18 protein-coding genes are annotated in these 17,789 nt (G+C 65.5%); 12 read left to right on the top strand and 6 right to left on the bottom strand.

Annotated features, from left to right (window positions below; genetic code table 11):
- The 3 genes from FHS79_RS00090 to FHS79_RS00080 are packed head-to-tail and all read right to left on the bottom strand — an operon-like array spanning nt 1 to nt 3,558.
- Nucleotides 1–1,395 (bottom strand): GumC family protein, encoded by a 1,395-nt coding sequence (locus tag FHS79_RS00090; RefSeq protein WP_184193490.1) that lies wholly within the window; start codon nt 1,393–1,395, stop codon nt 1–3.
- A gap of 43 nt (nt 1,396–1,438) precedes the next feature.
- Nucleotides 1,439–2,227, bottom strand: coding sequence for a polysaccharide biosynthesis/export family protein (locus FHS79_RS00085; RefSeq protein ID WP_184193487.1), 789 nt, complete (start codon nt 2,225–2,227; stop codon nt 1,439–1,441).
- Nucleotides 2,228–2,253: 26 nt separating this feature from the next.
- On the bottom strand, nt 2,254–3,558 hold the full coding sequence (locus tag FHS79_RS00080; RefSeq protein ID WP_184193484.1) for a porin family protein: 1,305 nt from the start codon (nt 3,556–3,558) through the stop codon (nt 2,254–2,256).
- Between the two features lie 399 nt (nt 3,559–3,957).
- Between FHS79_RS00080 and FHS79_RS00075 the strand changes: the two genes are divergently transcribed.
- The 12 genes from FHS79_RS00075 (at nt 3,958) to rfbB (ending at nt 15,770) form a co-directional block, all read left to right on the top strand.
- Nucleotides 3,958–5,370: an AAA family ATPase gene (locus tag FHS79_RS00075; RefSeq protein WP_184193481.1), complete on the top strand. Its 1,413-nt coding sequence runs from the start codon at nt 3,958–3,960 to the stop codon at nt 5,368–5,370.
- A gap of 19 nt (nt 5,371–5,389) precedes the next feature.
- Nucleotides 5,390–5,998 (top strand): CatB-related O-acetyltransferase, encoded by a 609-nt coding sequence (locus FHS79_RS00070; RefSeq protein ID WP_184193478.1) that lies wholly within the window; start codon nt 5,390–5,392, stop codon nt 5,996–5,998.
- Entirely contained in the window at nt 5,995–6,903 is a 909-nt protein-coding gene (locus FHS79_RS00065) for a glycosyltransferase family 2 protein (protein WP_184193475.1), read from the top strand. Before FHS79_RS00070 ends, FHS79_RS00065 begins: the two co-directional genes overlap by 4 nt.
- Complete coding sequence (locus tag FHS79_RS00060) at nt 6,900–7,958, top strand: glycosyltransferase family protein (protein ID WP_184193472.1); 1,059 nt, start codon at nt 6,900–6,902, stop codon at nt 7,956–7,958. The genes FHS79_RS00065 and FHS79_RS00060 overlap by 4 nt, the downstream gene beginning before the upstream one ends.
- 62 nt (nt 7,959–8,020) lie before the next feature.
- The gene (locus FHS79_RS00055) at nt 8,021–8,989 is read left to right on the top strand and encodes a hypothetical protein (RefSeq protein ID WP_184193469.1); all 969 of its coding nucleotides are present in this window, start codon (nt 8,021–8,023) and stop codon (nt 8,987–8,989) included.
- A gap of 108 nt (nt 8,990–9,097) precedes the next feature.
- Nucleotides 9,098–10,267: a polysaccharide pyruvyl transferase family protein gene (locus FHS79_RS00050; RefSeq protein WP_184193466.1), complete on the top strand. Its 1,170-nt coding sequence runs from the start codon at nt 9,098–9,100 to the stop codon at nt 10,265–10,267.
- Nucleotides 10,264–11,472 carry a Coenzyme F420 hydrogenase/dehydrogenase, beta subunit C-terminal domain gene (locus FHS79_RS00045; RefSeq protein WP_184193462.1) on the top strand — a complete coding sequence of 403 codons (1,209 nt, stop codon included), beginning with the start codon at nt 10,264–10,266 and terminating at the stop codon, nt 11,470–11,472. The genes FHS79_RS00050 and FHS79_RS00045 overlap by 4 nt, the downstream gene beginning before the upstream one ends.
- 19 nt (nt 11,473–11,491) lie before the next feature.
- On the top strand, nt 11,492–12,388 hold the full coding sequence (gene rfbA / locus FHS79_RS00040; RefSeq protein ID WP_184193458.1) for a glucose-1-phosphate thymidylyltransferase RfbA: 897 nt from the start codon (nt 11,492–11,494) through the stop codon (nt 12,386–12,388).
- A 16-nt stretch (nt 12,389–12,404) separates the two neighbouring features.
- On the top strand, nt 12,405–13,292 hold the full coding sequence (locus FHS79_RS00035) for a 2OG-Fe(II) oxygenase (RefSeq protein ID WP_243452533.1): 888 nt from the start codon (nt 12,405–12,407) through the stop codon (nt 13,290–13,292).
- A 2-nt stretch (nt 13,293–13,294) separates the two neighbouring features.
- Entirely contained in the window at nt 13,295–13,840 is a 546-nt protein-coding gene (gene rfbC / locus FHS79_RS00030) for a dTDP-4-dehydrorhamnose 3,5-epimerase (RefSeq protein ID WP_184193455.1), read from the top strand.
- Complete coding sequence (rfbD, locus tag FHS79_RS00025; protein WP_184193453.1) at nt 13,837–14,676, top strand: dTDP-4-dehydrorhamnose reductase; 840 nt, start codon at nt 13,837–13,839, stop codon at nt 14,674–14,676. The genes rfbC and rfbD overlap by 4 nt, the downstream gene beginning before the upstream one ends.
- The gene (gene rfbB, locus FHS79_RS00020; RefSeq protein ID WP_184193450.1) at nt 14,673–15,770 is read left to right on the top strand and encodes a dTDP-glucose 4,6-dehydratase; all 1,098 of its coding nucleotides are present in this window, start codon (nt 14,673–14,675) and stop codon (nt 15,768–15,770) included. Before rfbD ends, rfbB begins: the two co-directional genes overlap by 4 nt.
- Before the next feature lie 39 nt (nt 15,771–15,809).
- Here the strand turns inward: rfbB and FHS79_RS00015 are convergent, their stop codons facing one another.
- From FHS79_RS00015 to FHS79_RS00005, 3 genes are all read right to left on the bottom strand, one after another.
- Nucleotides 15,810–16,313, bottom strand: a complete 504-nt coding sequence (locus FHS79_RS00015; RefSeq protein ID WP_184193447.1) for a Dps family protein — start codon at nt 16,311–16,313, stop codon at nt 15,810–15,812.
- 109 nt (nt 16,314–16,422) lie between these two features.
- On the bottom strand, nt 16,423–16,980 hold the full coding sequence (locus tag FHS79_RS00010; RefSeq protein WP_184193444.1) for a hypothetical protein: 558 nt from the start codon (nt 16,978–16,980) through the stop codon (nt 16,423–16,425).
- A gap of 181 nt (nt 16,981–17,161) precedes the next feature.
- Nucleotides 17,162–17,789, bottom strand: a 628-nt coding sequence (locus FHS79_RS00005; RefSeq protein ID WP_184193441.1) for a PLP-dependent transferase, incomplete at its 5' end; no start/stop codon positions are given.

The raw sequence follows: 17,789 nt of genomic DNA, 5'->3' as shown, positions 1-17,789 counted from the left end.
TCACTCCGCCGGCCTCAGATTGCCGATCGCCAGGCCGCGGCGGGACAGCCAGCGCCGACCCTGATCACGCCAGGCCGACCGCTTGGTATCGGCAATGACCGCCATCACCGGCGCGCCAGCTGCAAAACGCAGGTCTTCGGGCGAACGAACGCGCCGCGCCATCAGCTCGATGAACAGCGCCAGCACCACGCCCAACGCCAGCCCGAAGGCCGCCGACAAGCCGATCACCTGCGGCCATTTCGGAAATGCGGGGCTGTTGTCGCCGATGGCATCGCCAAGAATGACCAGCGCCCCTTCGGAAAGGTTGGATTGCAGCCGAAGCTCGGCGCCCTTGGCAGCCGCATTCTCATACTGGGTGCGCCGCTGTTCGACTTCGCGCTGCAACTGGCCAAGCCGGTCGAGCGTGTCCTTCATGCCGAGCACCTTGGTGCGCTGCGCATTATACTCGGACTCGAGCTGGGCGATCGATTGCCGCGAAACGTTGCTCTGCGCAGCACCCGCCGCGCGCGCCGATGCCGTCTCGCGTGACAACTGGCCGTTGAGGAGCTCGCGCCGGGCGATCATCGCCTTGTAGCTCGGATGCTCGGTGCCGAGCGTGGCAGCCGCCTGCCCCATCTGGTCGTTGAGCGTGGCAAGCTGGATCTTCAGCTGGTCGACCACCGGCGAAATCGTCGCCTGCTGCGCCGCCGCGAACTGCTGGGTACCCTGGTTGCTCCGCGCCGCGAGAAGTGCCGATTGCAGCGAGGCCAGCTTCGCCGTCTCGGCCTCGCCGTTCGAGGTCATGACGATGCCCTGCTCCTGCTCGAAGCGACTCTTGGCGCGTTCGGCGGAGGTGAGCGCCGCCAGTGCGCGATCGGTCTGCTCGCGATACCATTCGGCATTGCGACCGGCAGTGTCCGTCGTGAAGCGCAGGCTGCCTTCGATATAGGCTTCGCGCAGCAGCGTCACGATCGTGCGCGCCGCTTCGGGCGTCGGCGCCTGATAGGAGATTTCCATGATGTTGGAGCCGCTGACGGGTGCAGCACTGGTATTGGCGATGATGCGCTGCGCGCCCCAGCGGCGAATGTCCCCGATGCCGCCGGTCTCGTTCTGCCAGGCCGCGATCACCGAGGGATTGTTCGGCCAGCCAAGCTTTTCGACAACGTCGGTCGCAACACGGTAATCCTGGATGAGCTCGACCTGGCTGCGGATGTAGAAGCGCGGGTCACGCCCCGAGATCATCACCCCCGTCACCGGATCGGGCTTGACGATGTCCATCAGCACGCGGGCCTTGGCCTCGTATCGCGCCGGCAGCAGCGACGCCACCGTCGCAGCCGCCAGCACGGCGGTGACGAACGTCACGAAAACGATCATCCGCCTTGCCAGCAGGATATTCAGAAACTGAATCAAGCTCATCCGAAGAAATCCTCAAGCACTGCAAACCGGGCCGAAACCACGATCAGAACAGGCGTTCCTTGACAACAAACACATCGTTCTTCCGAACAATGTCCGCCAGGTCGGCATCGACTTCCTTGGCGTTGCCACGCAGCAAGCCGACCTTGTTCACCGAGCCGGTCGCCGTTGCGCCGCCGGCAATCGCCAACGCCTGGCGGACCGTCATGCCCGGAAGGATCGGAAAGCTGCCGGGACGATTGATCTGCCCGTAAATGAAGAAATTGTCGGCGTCGGGCACGAAAATCGTGTCGCCCGGCTGCAGCAGCGGATCCTTGTCACCCGAACCGCGCACCAGATCCTCGACAGCAAGCTGCACCTCGGCCTGGCCACGCCGCCGCAGATAGACATAGGTGGCGCCATTTTCGCGGATCCAGCCCGACTTCAACAGCACTTCGAGCGCGCGATAGGGCCGGTCGAGCGGGATGATGCCAGGCGAACTCACCCGGCCCGCCACATTGACCGAGCGGCTGACATATTGGGTGACTTCCACATTGACGACCGGCTGGCGAAGAAAGCCGCCGGCCACCATGCGCTCGGTGATAAGCTCGGCCAAGGCGATGTTGGTCAGCCCGTCGACATCGACCTTGCCGATGAACGGCATGACGATCGTGCCATCAGCTTTCACGCGCGTGGTGATCCCGGCCTCGGGCTGCCCGTAGATGACAACCTGGATCGCATCGTCAGGCCCCAGCCGATAGCCTGGCGACGCCGGCTGCGCCACTGCAATGCTGCCGGCAAACCCTGCCAGCAGCGCAAGCGCCCCAATCATCTTCCGCAGCACGCCAAATGCCATTGCAATCATCCTTCTCATACCGGTCTTCATCCGCGGCCAAGCTGTACGCGCATGCGCAACATCCCGAAGGTGTTGCTGAAACTGAACAGCTCCGGGTTCGAATCACGCGTCTGGTGCCCGATCTCGGTGCTGATGGAATAACGCGGTGTCGGCGAAAAGGCGAGTTGCGCATAGACACGCTTGGTCGTGTCCGAAATGCGCCTGATCGGCTCGTCCACCGAGGCGAAACCGCCGCGATAATCGTTGTTGATCATCCGGCCGCCCACCCCGGCCGTCAAAGCGCGGCTGAGCCGATAATCGGCATCGATGCCGAAACTGTTGCGTACTTGGAACAGGCTGCCCACATTGCCGCCGCCCGACACCGAGCGGTCACCGCTGGCCGCCAACGACATCCGCGCGCCGACCCGCAACGTCAGCCCGGCGTCGAAGCCCGCACCCTTGAAGCCGGGTCGCGGCACAAGCACCACCTGCCCCGGCACTGCGGTAAGCAGCAGTTGCCCGTCCGGTTGCGGTTTCACATCATTGTAGCTGGCACCCAGCGACAGGTTGAGCCGCGTGCCGAGCGCGCGGCTGAAGCCGAAGCGCGCGGTGTCGATGTCGACGCCGTCCTGCTCGGGCCCATCGGGCGAGATCACCAGGCGGTTCGGATAGCGCACCTGCTGCCGGCTGCCGCTGAGCGTGAATGTCCCCAGCACCGGCGATGCATAGCTGATCTGCGGCGCAATGCTCAACGTGTCGAAATCGAACAGCGACCGCTGCGCCCGCTCATTGCGGGCATCCCTGCGGATCACCGAAGCTCCGAAGCCGATGCCCACCGGTGCCTGGCAATTGAAGCTGGCGCCAAGGGTACTGCGCTTCTGCACATTGTCCTCGAGGTCGGCGACATCGGTCTGCAACAACTGCTGGCTGCTGTACTGCCCGCCGACATTGGCCGTGCACCGCGATCCTGCGCGCAGATTGCCCCCGGCGCCGATCGAATAACGGTTGCGGTTGAAGCGGCTGTTGCCCGGAAACACATCGCGCCCGAGCGTGCCCCCCACGAACAACTGCTGCTGGCCGACCGGCAAGCCGATCCCGGCTTCCACGAACGGCGTGATCCGCGAAGCGCCCCGCGCCACGGTCTGCCGCCGGAAGTTGGTGTCATATCGCGTGCGCAAGCTGCCCGCGAGAAGGAAGTTGCGGCCTTCCGGCTGCGGCACACCGATGAAACCCGCATCGCGCAGCGGCGGATCGTCATCGGCGATGCTGCTCTGGGCGGCGGCAGGTACCGCAGCGAACAACAGCGACAGCAGCGAGCCGGCCGCAGCGCCACGCATGACAAGATGGGTCATCGACACTGGGTCAACGACGGCGGCACGCAACAACATCGCCATAGCTCTTCCCTGGTCTCCATCCGCACATGTCAGCAAACTCTTTCGCAATACACTATCCCGCAACAAATGCAGCTTCTGACAGTCGCGCTGCTACACGGTCACCCGCCTGCCCGCAACGCCAAGCCCGCCAATGAACGACGGCAATAGTAGCTTTCCATCAACTTTGTGGCCAACCGGTGACGCTTTGCGCCGAATCGAACCGTCGACAAGCCTTGCGCCATGTCTGTTCCGGCCCGTGTCGGCAGCAGTCGAAGGTGATCAGCCATTGCCCGAAGCGCCAGAATGCGCAAAAGGGAACTGCATCAGCCAAAGATCCCTGGCCGTCATCGGCCGGCAACCATTCGAGTGAGTGTCAGAATGATCTGGAAACGCTGGTTTCGTGCGGACGATGCCGAGACCACAGTCGAGCCTGCCAACCGCGACGATGCGGTTGCGTCGGGCAACACCGAACCTTTCCAGCCGATAGCGCCGGCCGACCTGCAACGCCCCGCTTTCCTCGATCAGTTGTGGCGCGAGCCGGAAGACCGCAGCCGTGGACAGACGCTGCCGCGCTTTTCGGCCAGCGCATCGGACGATGTCGAGGGTGGCGACGATTCCGAAATGGCCCGCCGCAAGCTGGCGCTGCGCGACGCGCTCGGGGCATCGCAGCCGGTCATCAACCGCGACGTGTTCGCCGGGCGCCACGATGCGCTCGGGCAGCTGATCACCGCCGTCGAGCAGAACCGCGTCCATGTCGTGATCTACGGCGAGCGCGGCATCGGCAAGACCAGCCTCGCCCATGTGTTCGCCGAGACCGCCCGCGAGGCCCGTTATCTCGTCCTCTACGGCAGCTGCGGGTCGGACGCCGACTTCAGCGCCATGTTCAAGGCCTTTTGCGCCCGCATCCCCCGCCTCTATCACAGCAGCGTGCTGCCCAACTCGGCCGATGCGGAAAAAGGCGATCACTTCGATTCGATGCTTCCCGATCATTTCGGCCCGCGCGAGCTCGCCGATGTTCTTGCCGATGTCATCGGCACCCGCGTCCTCATCATCCTCGACGAGTATGACCGGGTGGTCGATGCCAACTTCCGCCGCGACGTCGCCGAGCTCATCAAGAACCTGTCGGACCGTGCCGCGCGCGTGCAGCTGGTGCTGACCGGGGTCGCCCAGAACCTCGACGAGCTGATCGGCTATGCCCCGTCCATCCGACGCAACATCGTCGGCCTGCCGATGCGGCCGCTGAACGGTGCCGAAGTGAAGGAACTTCTGGCGATCGGCGAGGCGGCGGCGGGCATCCGCTATTCCGATGAAGCCTGCACCATGATCACCACCATGGCCGGCGGCTCCCCCTATCTGGTCCGGCTGCTATCGCACGCCGCCGGCATGGCAGCGCTCGACCAGCGCCGCGATGTCGTGTCGCCCGAGCATGGCCGCACCGCCGTCGAGCGCGTGCTCAACGACTGGAACGCCTCGCTGCCACGCCGGGTGCAGGTCAACCTCGCCCGCGAAGATGCCCGCGCCAACTGGCCGCTGCTCATCGCCGCAGCCCGCGCCGGCAGCTCGGCCGATGGCTTCTTCTCCGCCGATGATGTCATCACCGAGCTGGGCAGCAACATCACGCCAGGCCTGAACAATCCGGCCTTCGTGGAGCGCGAGCTCAAGCAGTTTGCCGGGCCGCACAATCTGCTCGAGCGCAGCGAAGCGGGCGGCACTGCCCGCTTCCGTTTCGCCTATCCCGGCGTGTCGTCACTGCTGCTCATCTCCGCGGCGCTGGCGCGGCTGACCCCCTGAAGCCAGCCGGGGTCGGAAGATGATCAGCCGGCTCGTCGAACTGGTTCGCCTGCGCCGCTGGCTGCGCACCGAGTATGAAAACCTCGCGCTGCGGGCGTATTTCGCGCAACGCTACCAGATCGAGGTCGGCCTCTATTCCTATGGCTGCTTCGATCGCTGGCGCGTGCCACCGCACACGCGCATCGGCCGCTACTGCTCCTTCGCCAAGTCGGTTCGTGTGCTCGATGCCAACCACCCGATGGACAGCCTGACGACCCACCCGTATCTCTACGAAGCCCGGTGGGGCGTCATCCCGGCCGACCGCGTGACCGCGGAGTGGCTGGTCGTCGAAGACGATGTCTGGATCGGCCACAACGCCACCATCCTGCCGGGCTGCAAGCATATCGGCCGCGGCGCCATCATCGGTGCCGGCGCCATCGTCACCCGCGACGTGCCCGCCTATGCCGTCATGGCCGGTATGCCCGCCAAACCCATCCGCCAGCGCTTCGACCCCGCCACCATCGCCGCGCTCGAAGCCTCGCGCTGGTGGCTTATGGACAAGGCCCAGCTTCGCGCCCTTGTCGCCGCACATCCCGACGCCGCCTATCGCCCGACTGCCGACGGTCTCGCTGCATTGCAGCCGACATGAGCTGCCCGCAGCCCCGGGCCTCGGTGGTCATCCCGCACCTCAACACCCCCGATCTTCTCGCTCGCTGCCTGCAATCCGTGCTGGCGCAGGTCCTCGACACCGGCAGCTTCGAGGTCATCGTCGTGGACAATGGCTCGTCAAGGCCGCTGGCGCCCGTCGAGGCCGCCTTCCCCGCCGTCCGCTTCCTTCGGGAGGCCCGCCCCGGCCCCGGCCACGCCCGCAACACCGGCATCGCCGCCGCCAGCGCCGCCACCATCGTCTGCATCGATGCCGATTGCCGCGCCGCTCCCGGCTGGCTGCAGGCAGCGGTCGAAGCGGTCGAAGCCGATCCGGATCATCCCGCCGGCGGCGAGATCACCATCGATTTCGTCGATCCCGCACGCCTCACTGGGATCGAGGCCTATGAGGCGGTCTTCGGCTTCCGCCAGCGCATGTACATCGAAGCCAAGCAGTTTTCCGTTACCGCCAATCTGGCGACAGCTCGGTCGCTGCACGCCAAGATCGGCCCTTTTGGCGGAATCGACATCGCCGAGGATCTCGATTGGGGCAAGCGCGCCCATGCCGCCGGCCATGCCACACGCTTCGTGCCCGCCATGCATGTCCTGCATCCCGCCCGCCCAGACATGGCGGCACTCAAGCGCAAATGGCAGCGGCACATCCGCCACGACTGGACCGAGCGACAAGGCCCGATGCTCCACTGGTATGTGCGCGCGCTGGCACTGCTGCTCTCGGTGCCCGTCGAAGCCGTCAAGCTGGTCACGAGCCCTCGCGTCCACGGGGTCGGCAACCGGCTGCGCGGCGTCGGCGTGCTCGCCGCCATCCGCATGTTTCGCGCCGCCGAGATGCTCCGTGTCGCCGCCAACCCCGCCGGCTCGGGCGCCGATCACTGGAACCGCGCGGCATGAGCGCCACCCCGCTGCGCGGCATGAGCGCCACTCCGCCGCTCGGCATCGTCCTCGTCAACTATGGCCGCTGGCAGGACAGCATCGAGTGCCTGGAATCGGTCTTCCGCTCCGATTGCGCCGTCCGCGTCGTCGTCGTCGACAATGCTTCGCCGGACGACAGCTTCGCCCGGATCGCCGCCTGGGCGCGCGGCGCGGTGGAGGCCGGTGTCGACAATCCCGCCCTTGCCCATTTCAGCCAGCCGCCACTGCCCAAGCCCATCGCGCACGAGTGCCTGCTGCCCGAGGCTCTCGCCGGCGCCGTCGCGACAGCATCGCTCACCATCGTCCAGTCGGGCGCCAACCTCGGCTTTGCCGGCGGCAACAACATCGGCATGCGGCTCCTGCTTGCCGATCCGGCCGTCCGCCACATCTGGCTCCTCAACAACGACACTGTCATCGCCCCCGATGCCGCATCCATCCTCGATCGCACGATGGCCGAAACACCCGGCATCGGCATGGCCGGCACCACTGTCCGCTTCTACCACCGGCCGGACACCGTGCAGGCCTGGGCAGGCAACCGCTTCTCGGCGCTCACCGGCCAGGCGCGCGGAATCGGCCATGGTGATCCCGCCACGCCGGTTCCGACGCCCGACGCCATCCTGCCGAAGGTCGACTTCATCCTCGGCGCGAGCCTCGCCGTCAGCCGCGGCTTTCTCGAGCGCGTCGGGCTGATGGAGGATAGCTATTTCCTCTATTATGAAGAAATCGACTGGGCGGTCCGCAATCGCCGCCTCGGCCGCGAGGCCTTTGCCACGGCCTGGGCGGCACAAGCACAGGTGTTTCACAAGGAGGGCGGCTCGATCGGCTCGTCGGGCACGAAGAGCCAGCGCAGCAGCTTCTCCGAATATTGGCTCAACCGCTCGCGTCTCGCCTTCATCGGGCGCCATTATCCGCTGTTGCTGCCCCTGCACTGGCTGCTTACGCTCGTCCTCATCGGGCGCCGCCTCGTCCGTGGCCAGCCGGCCAAGGCAGAAAGCCTTTCGCGCGCTCTTTTCGGCCGGGCATTTTCATCCTAAGGGCTAGCGCGCATGGTGAGCACAAGCGCGTCTCGCTCGAATTTCTGAAAGGGTCAGATCATATGCGTGTTTCGTCCACCCGGCTGCTGGCTGTCTCGCTGCTGGCCCTCGGCCTCGCCGCCTGCGACAAGACTGCCGATCTGCCCGATGGCCAGGTGGTGGCCACGGTCGACGGCAAGGAAGTCACGATCCACGAGCTCAACGCCGAGCTCGCCCAGGTCCGTGCCGATCAGAACACGCCGCGCAAGCTGCTCGAGCAGGTGGCGCTCGCCCGCGTCATCGAACGCAAGATGCTCGCCAACGAAGCTCGAGTGATGAAGCTCGATGCGCGTCCGGAATTCCTGCTGTCGCAGACCCGCGCTTCCGAAAGCCTGCTGGTCCAGGCGCTGCAGTCCGAAGTCACCGGCCAGGTGCCGCGTGCGACGCGCGAAGCCTCGCAGAAGTTCGTCGAGGACAATCCGCAGGTCTTCGCCGATCGCCGGATCTTCACCCTCGATCAGATCCAGTTCCTGCGTCCGCAAAACCTCGAGCGGCTGCCGCTCGCCCGCGCCAAGACCATGGACGAGGTCGAGCGCATCCTCGTCGATGCCAACATCGAATATCGCCGCGCCCCGCAGCAGATCGATTCGCTCACGATCAATCCGAAGCTGACCTCTGAAGTGACGCGGATCGCCAGCGCCCCCAATCCCGAACCCTTCATGTTCATCGACACCCCGCCCAACGCCATCGGCCAGGTGGTGTTCGTCAACAATGTGATCGAAACCAAGGTTCAGCCCTTCACCGGCGAGCGCGCCATCAGCTACGCCGAAGTCGTGCTCCAGCAGCAGGCGGTGCAGAAGCGGCTGGCCAGCGAGCTCGAGCGCTGGAAAGCGGCCTACAAGCCCAAGATCGTCTACGCCAAGAACTACGGCCCGCCCGATCCCACGCTGCTCAACCGGCCGGCCGGCGCAGCACCAGCACCGGCACAGGCTGCCCGCCCCGCCCCGCGGACGGTCAACCCCGACGACGCCACGAGCGCCGCCATCGGCTGAGCCGAGCGCGCGTCGATAAGCCGGTGCGGCCTTCATGCCGCACCGGCATGTATTGGCAATCGAACCGAAGCCAGAGCGCATCCCGAAAAACCGGGCAGGAGCACTGACGTGACGATCATCAACATCGGGCTCCCCTGGCATTCGGAAGCAGCGGGCAATCTCGGGGTCGGTGCGCTCACCGTCGGGAACATCGTGCTCATCCGTCGCGCGACCGACCGGATGGGCCTGACCCCACGCTTTACTATCTTGGGCCCACGCGAGACCGGCACGCCCTATGTCACCGGTCCCGATATCGTCCACCGCACCATTAATGGCCGCTACATGGCGTCGCCGCGTGGCTATCTCGCCGATGTGCGCGCCCAGCACATTATGCTCGATATCGGCGGCGGGGACAGCTTCACCGACATCTACCCCGACAAGCGCTTCGCCTATATCGTCGGCTCGAAGCTGGTGCCGCTCATCGCCGGGGTGCCGCTGGTGCTGTCCCCACAGACCATCGGGCCGTTCAGCCGCCAACCGCACACGCGCGTTTCCGGTTGGATCTGCACCCGCGCCGCGCATGTTTTCGCGCGCGATCCCATCAGCCTCGCCCTCACCCGCCGCATCGCCCCCCGAGCGAAAGTAAGCGAAGTCATCGATGTGGCCTTCGCCCTGCCCTTCACCCGGCCCACGCGCGCGCCCGATGCCAAGATCAAGGTCGGCTTTTCGGTGTCGGGTCTCATGCTCGCCGGGGGCCATGTCACCGACAATGAATATGGGCTCGGCTTCGATTTCGGCGCTCTCACGCGCCGCCTTGTCACTGATTTTCTCGCCCTGCCAAATGTCGAAGTGCATCTCATCGCGCATGTCTATGCGCCGCACATGCCGCGCGATGACGATGCCCGCGCCATTGACCAGCTCCATGCCGAAATTCCCGCCACCATCCGCGCGCCAGACTTCGCCTCCCCGTCGGAGGCCAAATCCTATATTTCGGGGCTGGATTTCCTCACCGGCGGTCGCATGCACGCCACCATCGCAGCGTTCTCGAGCGGCGTGCCGGTGGTGCCGATTTCGTACAGCAACAAGTTCGAGGGACTCTACGCCGGGTTGAACTACCCGCACCTCGTCAACGCCAAGGGCATGGGCACCGACGAGGCGTATGCCCGCATCATGGGCGGCTTCCACAACCGCGCCGATCTCGCGGCCGATATCGCCCGCGCCGGCCCAGGCATCGAGACAGCATTGAATGCCTATGTGGATGAACTCGTGCGGCAGTTCGAAGCCGCGCTAAAGCGATGAGCAAGGCGCTCGCCCGGGTCTCGCGCGCCGACAGTTGCTCGGGCTGCGGCCTGTGCGCAGCATTGGCGCCGCAAGCCATCACCATGGCCATGCAGCCGCCCGGCTATCTGCGCCCGCAGCAGCACGCCCCGATTTCTGCGCAAACCGATACCGCCATCGCCGATGCCTGCCCCGGGTTGATCGTCGATCCTACCCCTGCCGCCCCCGTGGAGGACGCGCTCTGGGGCCCCGCCATCGAAGTCGCGACCGGCTACGCCACCGATGATACGCTGCGCTATCGTGCCTCCTCGGGGGGCGCCATTTCAGCGCTCCTCATCCACGCCATGGACAGCGGCCTTGTCGACTTCGTGGTCCAGACCGGCGCCGACCCCGCCCATCCGCTCGCCAACGAAACCCGCGCCACCACCGATGCCGCAGAGGTCGCCGATGCCGCCGGCTCGCGCTACACCGCCTCGGCGCCGCTCGAACGGATCGAGGAATGGCTCGCCCGCCCCGGCCGCTTCGCTTTCGTTGGCAAGCCCTGCGACGTGGCGGCACTCCGCGCCCGCGCCCGCACCGATCCGCGCGTCGCCGAAAAGGTGCCGCTAATGCTCGCCTTCTTCTGCGCCGGCATTCCGAGCGCTGCCGGCACCCGCCGCATCCTGAAGCGCCTCGGCGTCGAAGAGAATGACGTCGCCACCTTCCGTTACCGCGGTGACGGCTGGCCCGGCTATGCCACCGCCACCCGCCAGGATGGCAGCAGCGAGCGCATGAGCTACGCCGACAGCTGGGGCCAGATCCTCTCCAAGGAAGTCCAGTTTCGCTGCAAGATCTGCCCCGATGCCGTTGGCGGCCATGCCGATATCGCCGCAGCGGACGCATGGTACGGCGATGAGCGCGGCTACCCCAGCTTCGAGGAGCAGGAGGGCCGCAGCCTCATCATGGCGCGCACCCCGGCCGGCGCCGCCATCCTCGATGCCGCCCGCATGGCCGGTTCCATCAAAACCACGCCGCTCGCCATCACCGAGATCATCCGCATGCAGCCGCACCAGGCGCGCCGCAAGCGCCAGCTGCTTGCGCGCCTCGCTGCCATGGCCGCCGTCGGCCGCCCGCGCCCGCGCTTTGCCGGCAACCATCTGGCCGAAGCTGCGCGCGGCGAGCCACTGCCTTCGCAGATCAAGGCCTTCGCCGGGCTCGTCCGTCGCTTCCTGCAAGGCCGGGCCTGATACCCATGGAGACACGCGCATGACCACAGCACATACCGGCCGGCGCGGCATCATCCTCGCCGGCGGCTCGGGCACGCGGCTTTATCCGCTCACCAAGCCCGTCTCCAAGCAGCTGATGCCGGTCTATGACAAGCCGATGATCTATTATCCGCTGTCGGTGCTCATGCTCGCCGGCATCCGCGAGGTGATGATCATCACCACCCCCACCGACCAGCCGGCTTTTCGCGCACTCCTCGGCGATGGCGCCGATTGGGGAATGGCGTTCCACTACGCCATCCAGCCCGAGCCCGCCGGCCTCGCCCAAGCCTATCACATCGGTGCGGAGTTCGTCCGTGATCGCCCCAGCACGCTCATCCTCGGGGACAATATCTTCTACGGTCATGGCCTGCCCGAGCTGCTCGCCAGCGCCGATGCGCGCGGTGGAGATGGCGCCACCGTCTTCGGCTATTCGGTGAGCAACCCCAAGGACTATGGCGTCGTCGCCTTCGATGCCGAAGGCCGCGCTGTCTCGATCGAGGAAAAGCCCGCAGTCCCCAAATCCAATTTCGCTGTCACCGGCCTGTATTTCTACGATGGCGACGCCGTTCGGCTGGCCAAGGACATCAAGCCCTCGGCCCGCGGCGAGCTCGAGATCACCGATCTGAACCGCCTTTATCTCGAAGCCGGCCGCCTGCATGTCGAGCTGATGGGCCGCGGCTTCGCCTGGCTCGATACCGGCACCCACGCCTCGCTGCTCGATGCCGGGCTGTATGTGCGCATCGTCGAACAGCGCCAGGGCCTCAAAATCTGCTGCCCCGAGGAAATCGCCTGGCGGCAGGGCTTCATCGATGCCGAACAATTGCAACGCATTGCTGCTCCCTTGCGCAAATCGGGCTATGGTGAATATCTGCTACGCCAGCTCGAAACCGCTCGCTGACCCCCGGAGAGACGCCATGACCACCGAAACGCTCACCCAGCCGCATGCCACCACAGCAGCACCGGTGCTGACGACAACGATGCTCAATGTCGATGCCGGGGCCTTCATGCTCGATGTCGAGCAGGCCGCTGCCGCCGGCACCGCGCTCCACCAACGCTATGCCAACGCCGAGCCCTTCCCGCACATCATCCTCGACAATTTCATCGATGGCGCGCTGTTGCGCAGCCTGCTCGATGAGTGGCCATCCTCGGGCGAGCGCATCGGCTATGAGCGCTCGCAGGAGCGTCTCAAGTTCGAATGGCAACCTGTCAACCTCCACACGCCGCGGCTGCGCGCATTCCTCTCCGAAATGATCTCGGTACCGATGCTGCGCTTCCTCGAAAACATGACCAGCATTCCCAAGCTGATCGCCGACCCGCACTTCATCGGCGGCGGCCTGCACGAAACCCGCGCCGGCGGCCATCTCGGCGTCCATGCCGATTTCAACATCCACAAGCCGATGAACGTGCTGCGCCGCATCAACCTGCTCATCTACCTCAACGATGATTGGGCGCCCGAATGGAACGGCGCGCTCGAGCTCTGGACGCGCGACATGAGCCGCAAGGTGCATTCGGCCCTGCCGCTAATGGGCCGCGCCGTAGTGTTCAACACCGATCTGGACAGCTTCCACGGCGTGCCCGATCCCATCGCCTGCCCGCCCGATCGCGCCCGCCGCTCGATTGCACTTTACTACTACACTGCCCCCGAAGCCGGCCTCGATGCCGTGCCCGATCGAACCACCGTGTTTAAGCCGCGCCCCGGCAGCCAGGACAAGACCGACTGGCAGGTGATGCGCCGCCACATGCTCGCGGACTGGATCCCGCCGGTTGTCTATCGGGCGCTGCGCGGCAATCCGAAAAGCTGACCATGGAGATCATCGAGACTCCGCTCCCCGGCGTGCTCCGCCTCAAGCCCAGGGTATTCGGAGACGCCCGCGGCTTCTTCACCGAAAGCTGGAACGCCCGCACCATGCGCGATGCCGGGCTCGATATCGCCTTTGTGCAGGACAATCACAGCCGCTCTGCGCGTGGCGTTCTGCGCGGGCTGCACTTCCAGCTCGCCAACCCGCAGGGCAAGCTCATCCGCGTCGGCCGCGGCGCCGTCTATGACGTAGCGGTCGATCTCCGCCGCAGCTCTTCCCACTTCGGCCAATGGTTCGGCCTCGAACTTTCCGACGAGAACCACGAGATGCTCTGGATCCCCCCCGGCTTCGGCCATGGCTTCCTCACCCTCTCCGACGTGGCGGATTTCCATTACAAGGTGACGACGCACTACGACGCCGCCTCGGACCGCTCGCTCGCCTGGAACGATCCCGAAATCGGCATAGCCTGGCCCGACACCGGCGCTGCCCCCCAGCTTTCGGCCAAGGACATCGCAGCCCCCACGCTCGCCCATGCCGAGGTGTTCGCATGAGGGTGCTCATCAGCGGCGCCGCCGGCCAGCTGGGCCGTGCCCTCCAGGCGAGCGCCCCCGCCGGCGTCACCATCATCGCGCCGCCCGAAGCCGAGTTCGACATCACCAGTGAGCATGCCGTCGCGACCACCATTGCGGCGCACACCCCCGACATCGTCATCAACGCCGCCGCCTATACCGCGGTCGACAAGGCCGAAGCCGAGCTCGAGCGCGCCGACCGTATCAACGCCGGGGCCGTCGCCATCCTCGCCCGCCACGCCCGCGCCCTCGTCCATGTCAGCACCGATTTCGTCTTCGATGGCACCGCGCACCGGCCGATCGCGCCCGACACAGCGCCCAACCCGCTCGGCGCCTATGGCATCACCAAGCTCCACGGCGAGCAGGCAGCACTCGCGCACCCGCAATCGCTCGTCGTCCGCACCGCGTGGGTCTATGCCGCCCAGGGCGCCAATTTCGTCCACACCATGCTCCGCCTGATGCGCGAGCGCGACGAGGTGCGCGTGGTGGCGGACCAGCTCGGCACCCCCACCCATGCCGCCAGCCTCGCCCGGGCCCTCTGGGCGCTCATCGCCGCCCAAGCACGCGGCCTCCACCATTTCACCGATGCCGGCACTGCCGGCTGGTATGATTTCGCCGTCGCCATCCAGGAGGAAGCGCTGGCCCTCGGCCTGCTCACCCGCACCGTGCCGGTCATCCCGATCCGCACCGAGGATTACCCCACCCCGGCACAGCGCCCCGCCTATGGCGTCCTCGACAAGACCGCGACCTGGGCCATCACCGGCATTCCGCAACACTGGCGCGCCGAACTTCGCGCCTGCCTCAAGGACATGGCATGACCCCCAAAAGCCTCCTCGTCACCGGCGGTGCCGGTTTCATCGGCGCCAATTTCGTCCATCACTGGCAGGCGCTGCACCCGGACAGCATCATCACCGTGCTCGACAGCCTCACCTATGCCGGCAACCCGCGCAGCCTCGATGGCACCAGCGCCGAGCTGATCGTCGCCGATATCCGCGATCAGGCGCAGGTCGAAACGCTGCTGCGCGATCGCAACATCGACACGCTCGTCCACTTCGCCGCCGAAAGCCATGTCGATCGCTCGATCCACGGCCCGGCCGCCTTCGTCGATACCAACATCATCGGCACCATGAACCTCCTCGCCGCCGCCCGCACCGTCTGGCTCGCCGGCTCGGGCACGCCGCACCGCTTCCACCATGTCTCCACCGACGAGGTGTACGGCACGCTCGGTCCCAGCGACCCGGCGTTCTGCGAAACCACCCCCTATGCCCCCAACAGCCCCTATGCGGCGAGCAAGGCGGGCTCGGACCATCTCGTGCGCGCCTGGCATCACACCTATGGCCTCGATGTCACCACTTCGAACTGCTCGAACAACTACGGCCCCTATCAATTCCCCGAAAAGCTCATCCCGCTCTTCCTCATCAACGCGCTCCACGGCCGCCCGCTGCCAATCTATGGTGATGGACAACAGGTGCGCGACTGGTTGCACGTCGAGGACCATTGCCGCGGCATCGCATCGGTGATCACCAATGGCGTCAGCGGCGAGACCTATTGCATCGGCGGCGGCGCCGAACTCCCCAACCTCACCGTCATCGACACGCTCTGCGCCGCGATCGACGCCAGCTTCGCCGCCGACGCCTCTCTAGCCACCCGCTTCCCCGATGCCCCGGCCGCGAGCGGCATGCCCACCGACAGCCTGAAGACCTTCGTTGCCGATCGTCCCGGCCATGATCGCCGCTACGCGATCGACTGCAGCCGCGCCCGCGCCGAACTCGGCTACGAACCGGCGCGCGATTTCACCACCGGCTTTGCCGAAACCCTCGCCTGGTATCTCGCCAATGAGCCTTGGTGGCGCGCCATCATGGATGGCAGCTACCGCCAATGGGTCGAACAGAATTACGCAAAAAGAGGCTGAGGCAACGCCCCAGCCTCTTTTGCATCAATGCGTCACATATCAGACCGGCAGGTTGGCGCGCAGCATCCATGCCGTCTTTTCATGCACCTGCATGCGCTGTGTCAGGAGATCGGCGGTCGGCTCGTCACCGGCTTCATCGGCGAGCGGGAAGATCGCGCGCGCGGTACGCACTACTGCAAGCTGGTCGTCGGCCAGGATCCGCACCATCTCTTCCGCAGGCGGCAGGCCATCGGCTTCCTTGATCGTCGAGAGCCGCGCATAGGCCGAATAGCTGCCCGGTGCCGGCTCTGCGAGCGCACGGATGCGTTCGGCAATCTCGTCAACAGCAAGTGCCAGCGCAGTATATTGCCCCTCGAACATGAGGTGCAGCGAGTTGAACTGCGGCCCGGTCACGTTCCAGTGAAAATTGTGAGTCTTCAGATAAAGCGTATAGGTGTCGGCGAGCAGCACCGACAAACCTTCGGCAATCGCCTTGCGCTGCTTGTCCGCCATGCCCAGATCGACACCGACATCGGCACTGGTCTTTTTCGAAGTCTTCGCCATGAGATTTCCTCCTTTTTCGTTGAAAACCATCTTATGCCACATGGCGATGCCGTCCAGAAGAAATCCCTTCTGAACGCCATCGCCGCAATCGATCAATCGCTTCTCATGCTCAGCGGCAGACGATGTTGCTCCGCTCGACCGCTCGACCGAGCACGGCGCCAAGGCCACCGCCCAACACCGATCCAAGCGTCTTCGAACCACCTGGTGCGATCACATTGCCCAGCACGCCGCCTCCCAGCGCCCCCACGATCAAGCCCGTGGTGCCGTCATTGCGCCGACAATAGAAGCGGTCGTCGCGCCCACGATAGATCCGATCGTTCGAACCCAGCGCAATGGGGCGATAATTGTTGCCGCCCTCGCGATAATAATTCTCGGGGTAATAGCCGCCGAACTGCGGATCGGGCCGATTCCAGTTGTAGTTCTTGCCCCGCTGCCAATCGCGGCGATCCTCACGGACCTGCTGCTTCGCCTGGCGCACATCACGCCGCTCCTCGCGCACATCACGCTGCGATCCGAAGCGCTTTGCCTGACGAAGATCGCGCTTCTCCTCGCGCACCTCCCGCTTGCCTTCGCGAATGTCGGGACGACCCTGTGCCGCTGCCGATGCCATCGGAACCGCCGTCAGCGACATCGCCGCCAATGCCACCCCTATCGTCAGTGCCTTCATGGTCCATCTCCTTGTTGATGGACCCGGTATCGCATGGCCGCGATGCGCACCGGATGAACAGCGCCGCAAGCTGCTGTTCATGCGGCAATACAGGTCACGATGGGCATCGCGGCAAGCTCAAGTCGCTGCACGCACGCTCAGCTATTCGCATGGGAAGCCCATCACGCCACCCGAAACACGGTCACACAGCCTCCAGCGCCTGTTCGAAATCGGCAACCAGATCGTCAGCATCCTCGACACCGATCGACACCCGCACCAGATTGTCGGTGATCCCCAGTTCGAGCTTGCGCGCCGGCGCCACCGACAGATGCGTCATCGCCGCCGGATGCGAAGCGAGGCTCTCGGTCCCGCCAAGGCTGACTGCCAGCTTCACCAGGCGCAGATTGTCGAGCAGTCGGAACGCTTCCGCCTCACCCCCCTTCACGATGACAGAGAAGGTCGACCCCGCTCCCGAACAATGCCGCGCAAAAATATCCGCCTGCCGCGAGCCCGGCTCCAGAAATCCCAGATAGCCGACCCGTTCGACCTTGGGGTGGGCGCGCAGGAATTCGCACACCTTCGCTGCATTCTCTCCCGCCCGGGTCATCCGCAATTCCAACGTCTCCAACGACCGCAGCAGCATCCATGCCGTATGCGGATCGGTGATCGTCCCGATCGTGTTGCGCATCATCCTGATTGGCGTCAGCACGTCTTTCGCGCCGATGCACGCACCTGTGTGCACGGCGGTGACAAACCAGGCCATTGGATCGTCGGCGGCGTGTCGATGAGGGCGGTGTAAAACCCGGCCATTGGTTAGGCTTGTCCCTTTG

Source organism: Polymorphobacter multimanifer (genome assembly GCF_014205635.1).
Taxonomy (GTDB): Bacteria; Pseudomonadota; Alphaproteobacteria; order Sphingomonadales; family Sphingomonadaceae; genus Sandarakinorhabdus; species Sandarakinorhabdus multimanifer.
Note: the sequence above shows the minus strand (reverse complement) of the source record. Positions and strands in the feature narration are given on the sequence as shown.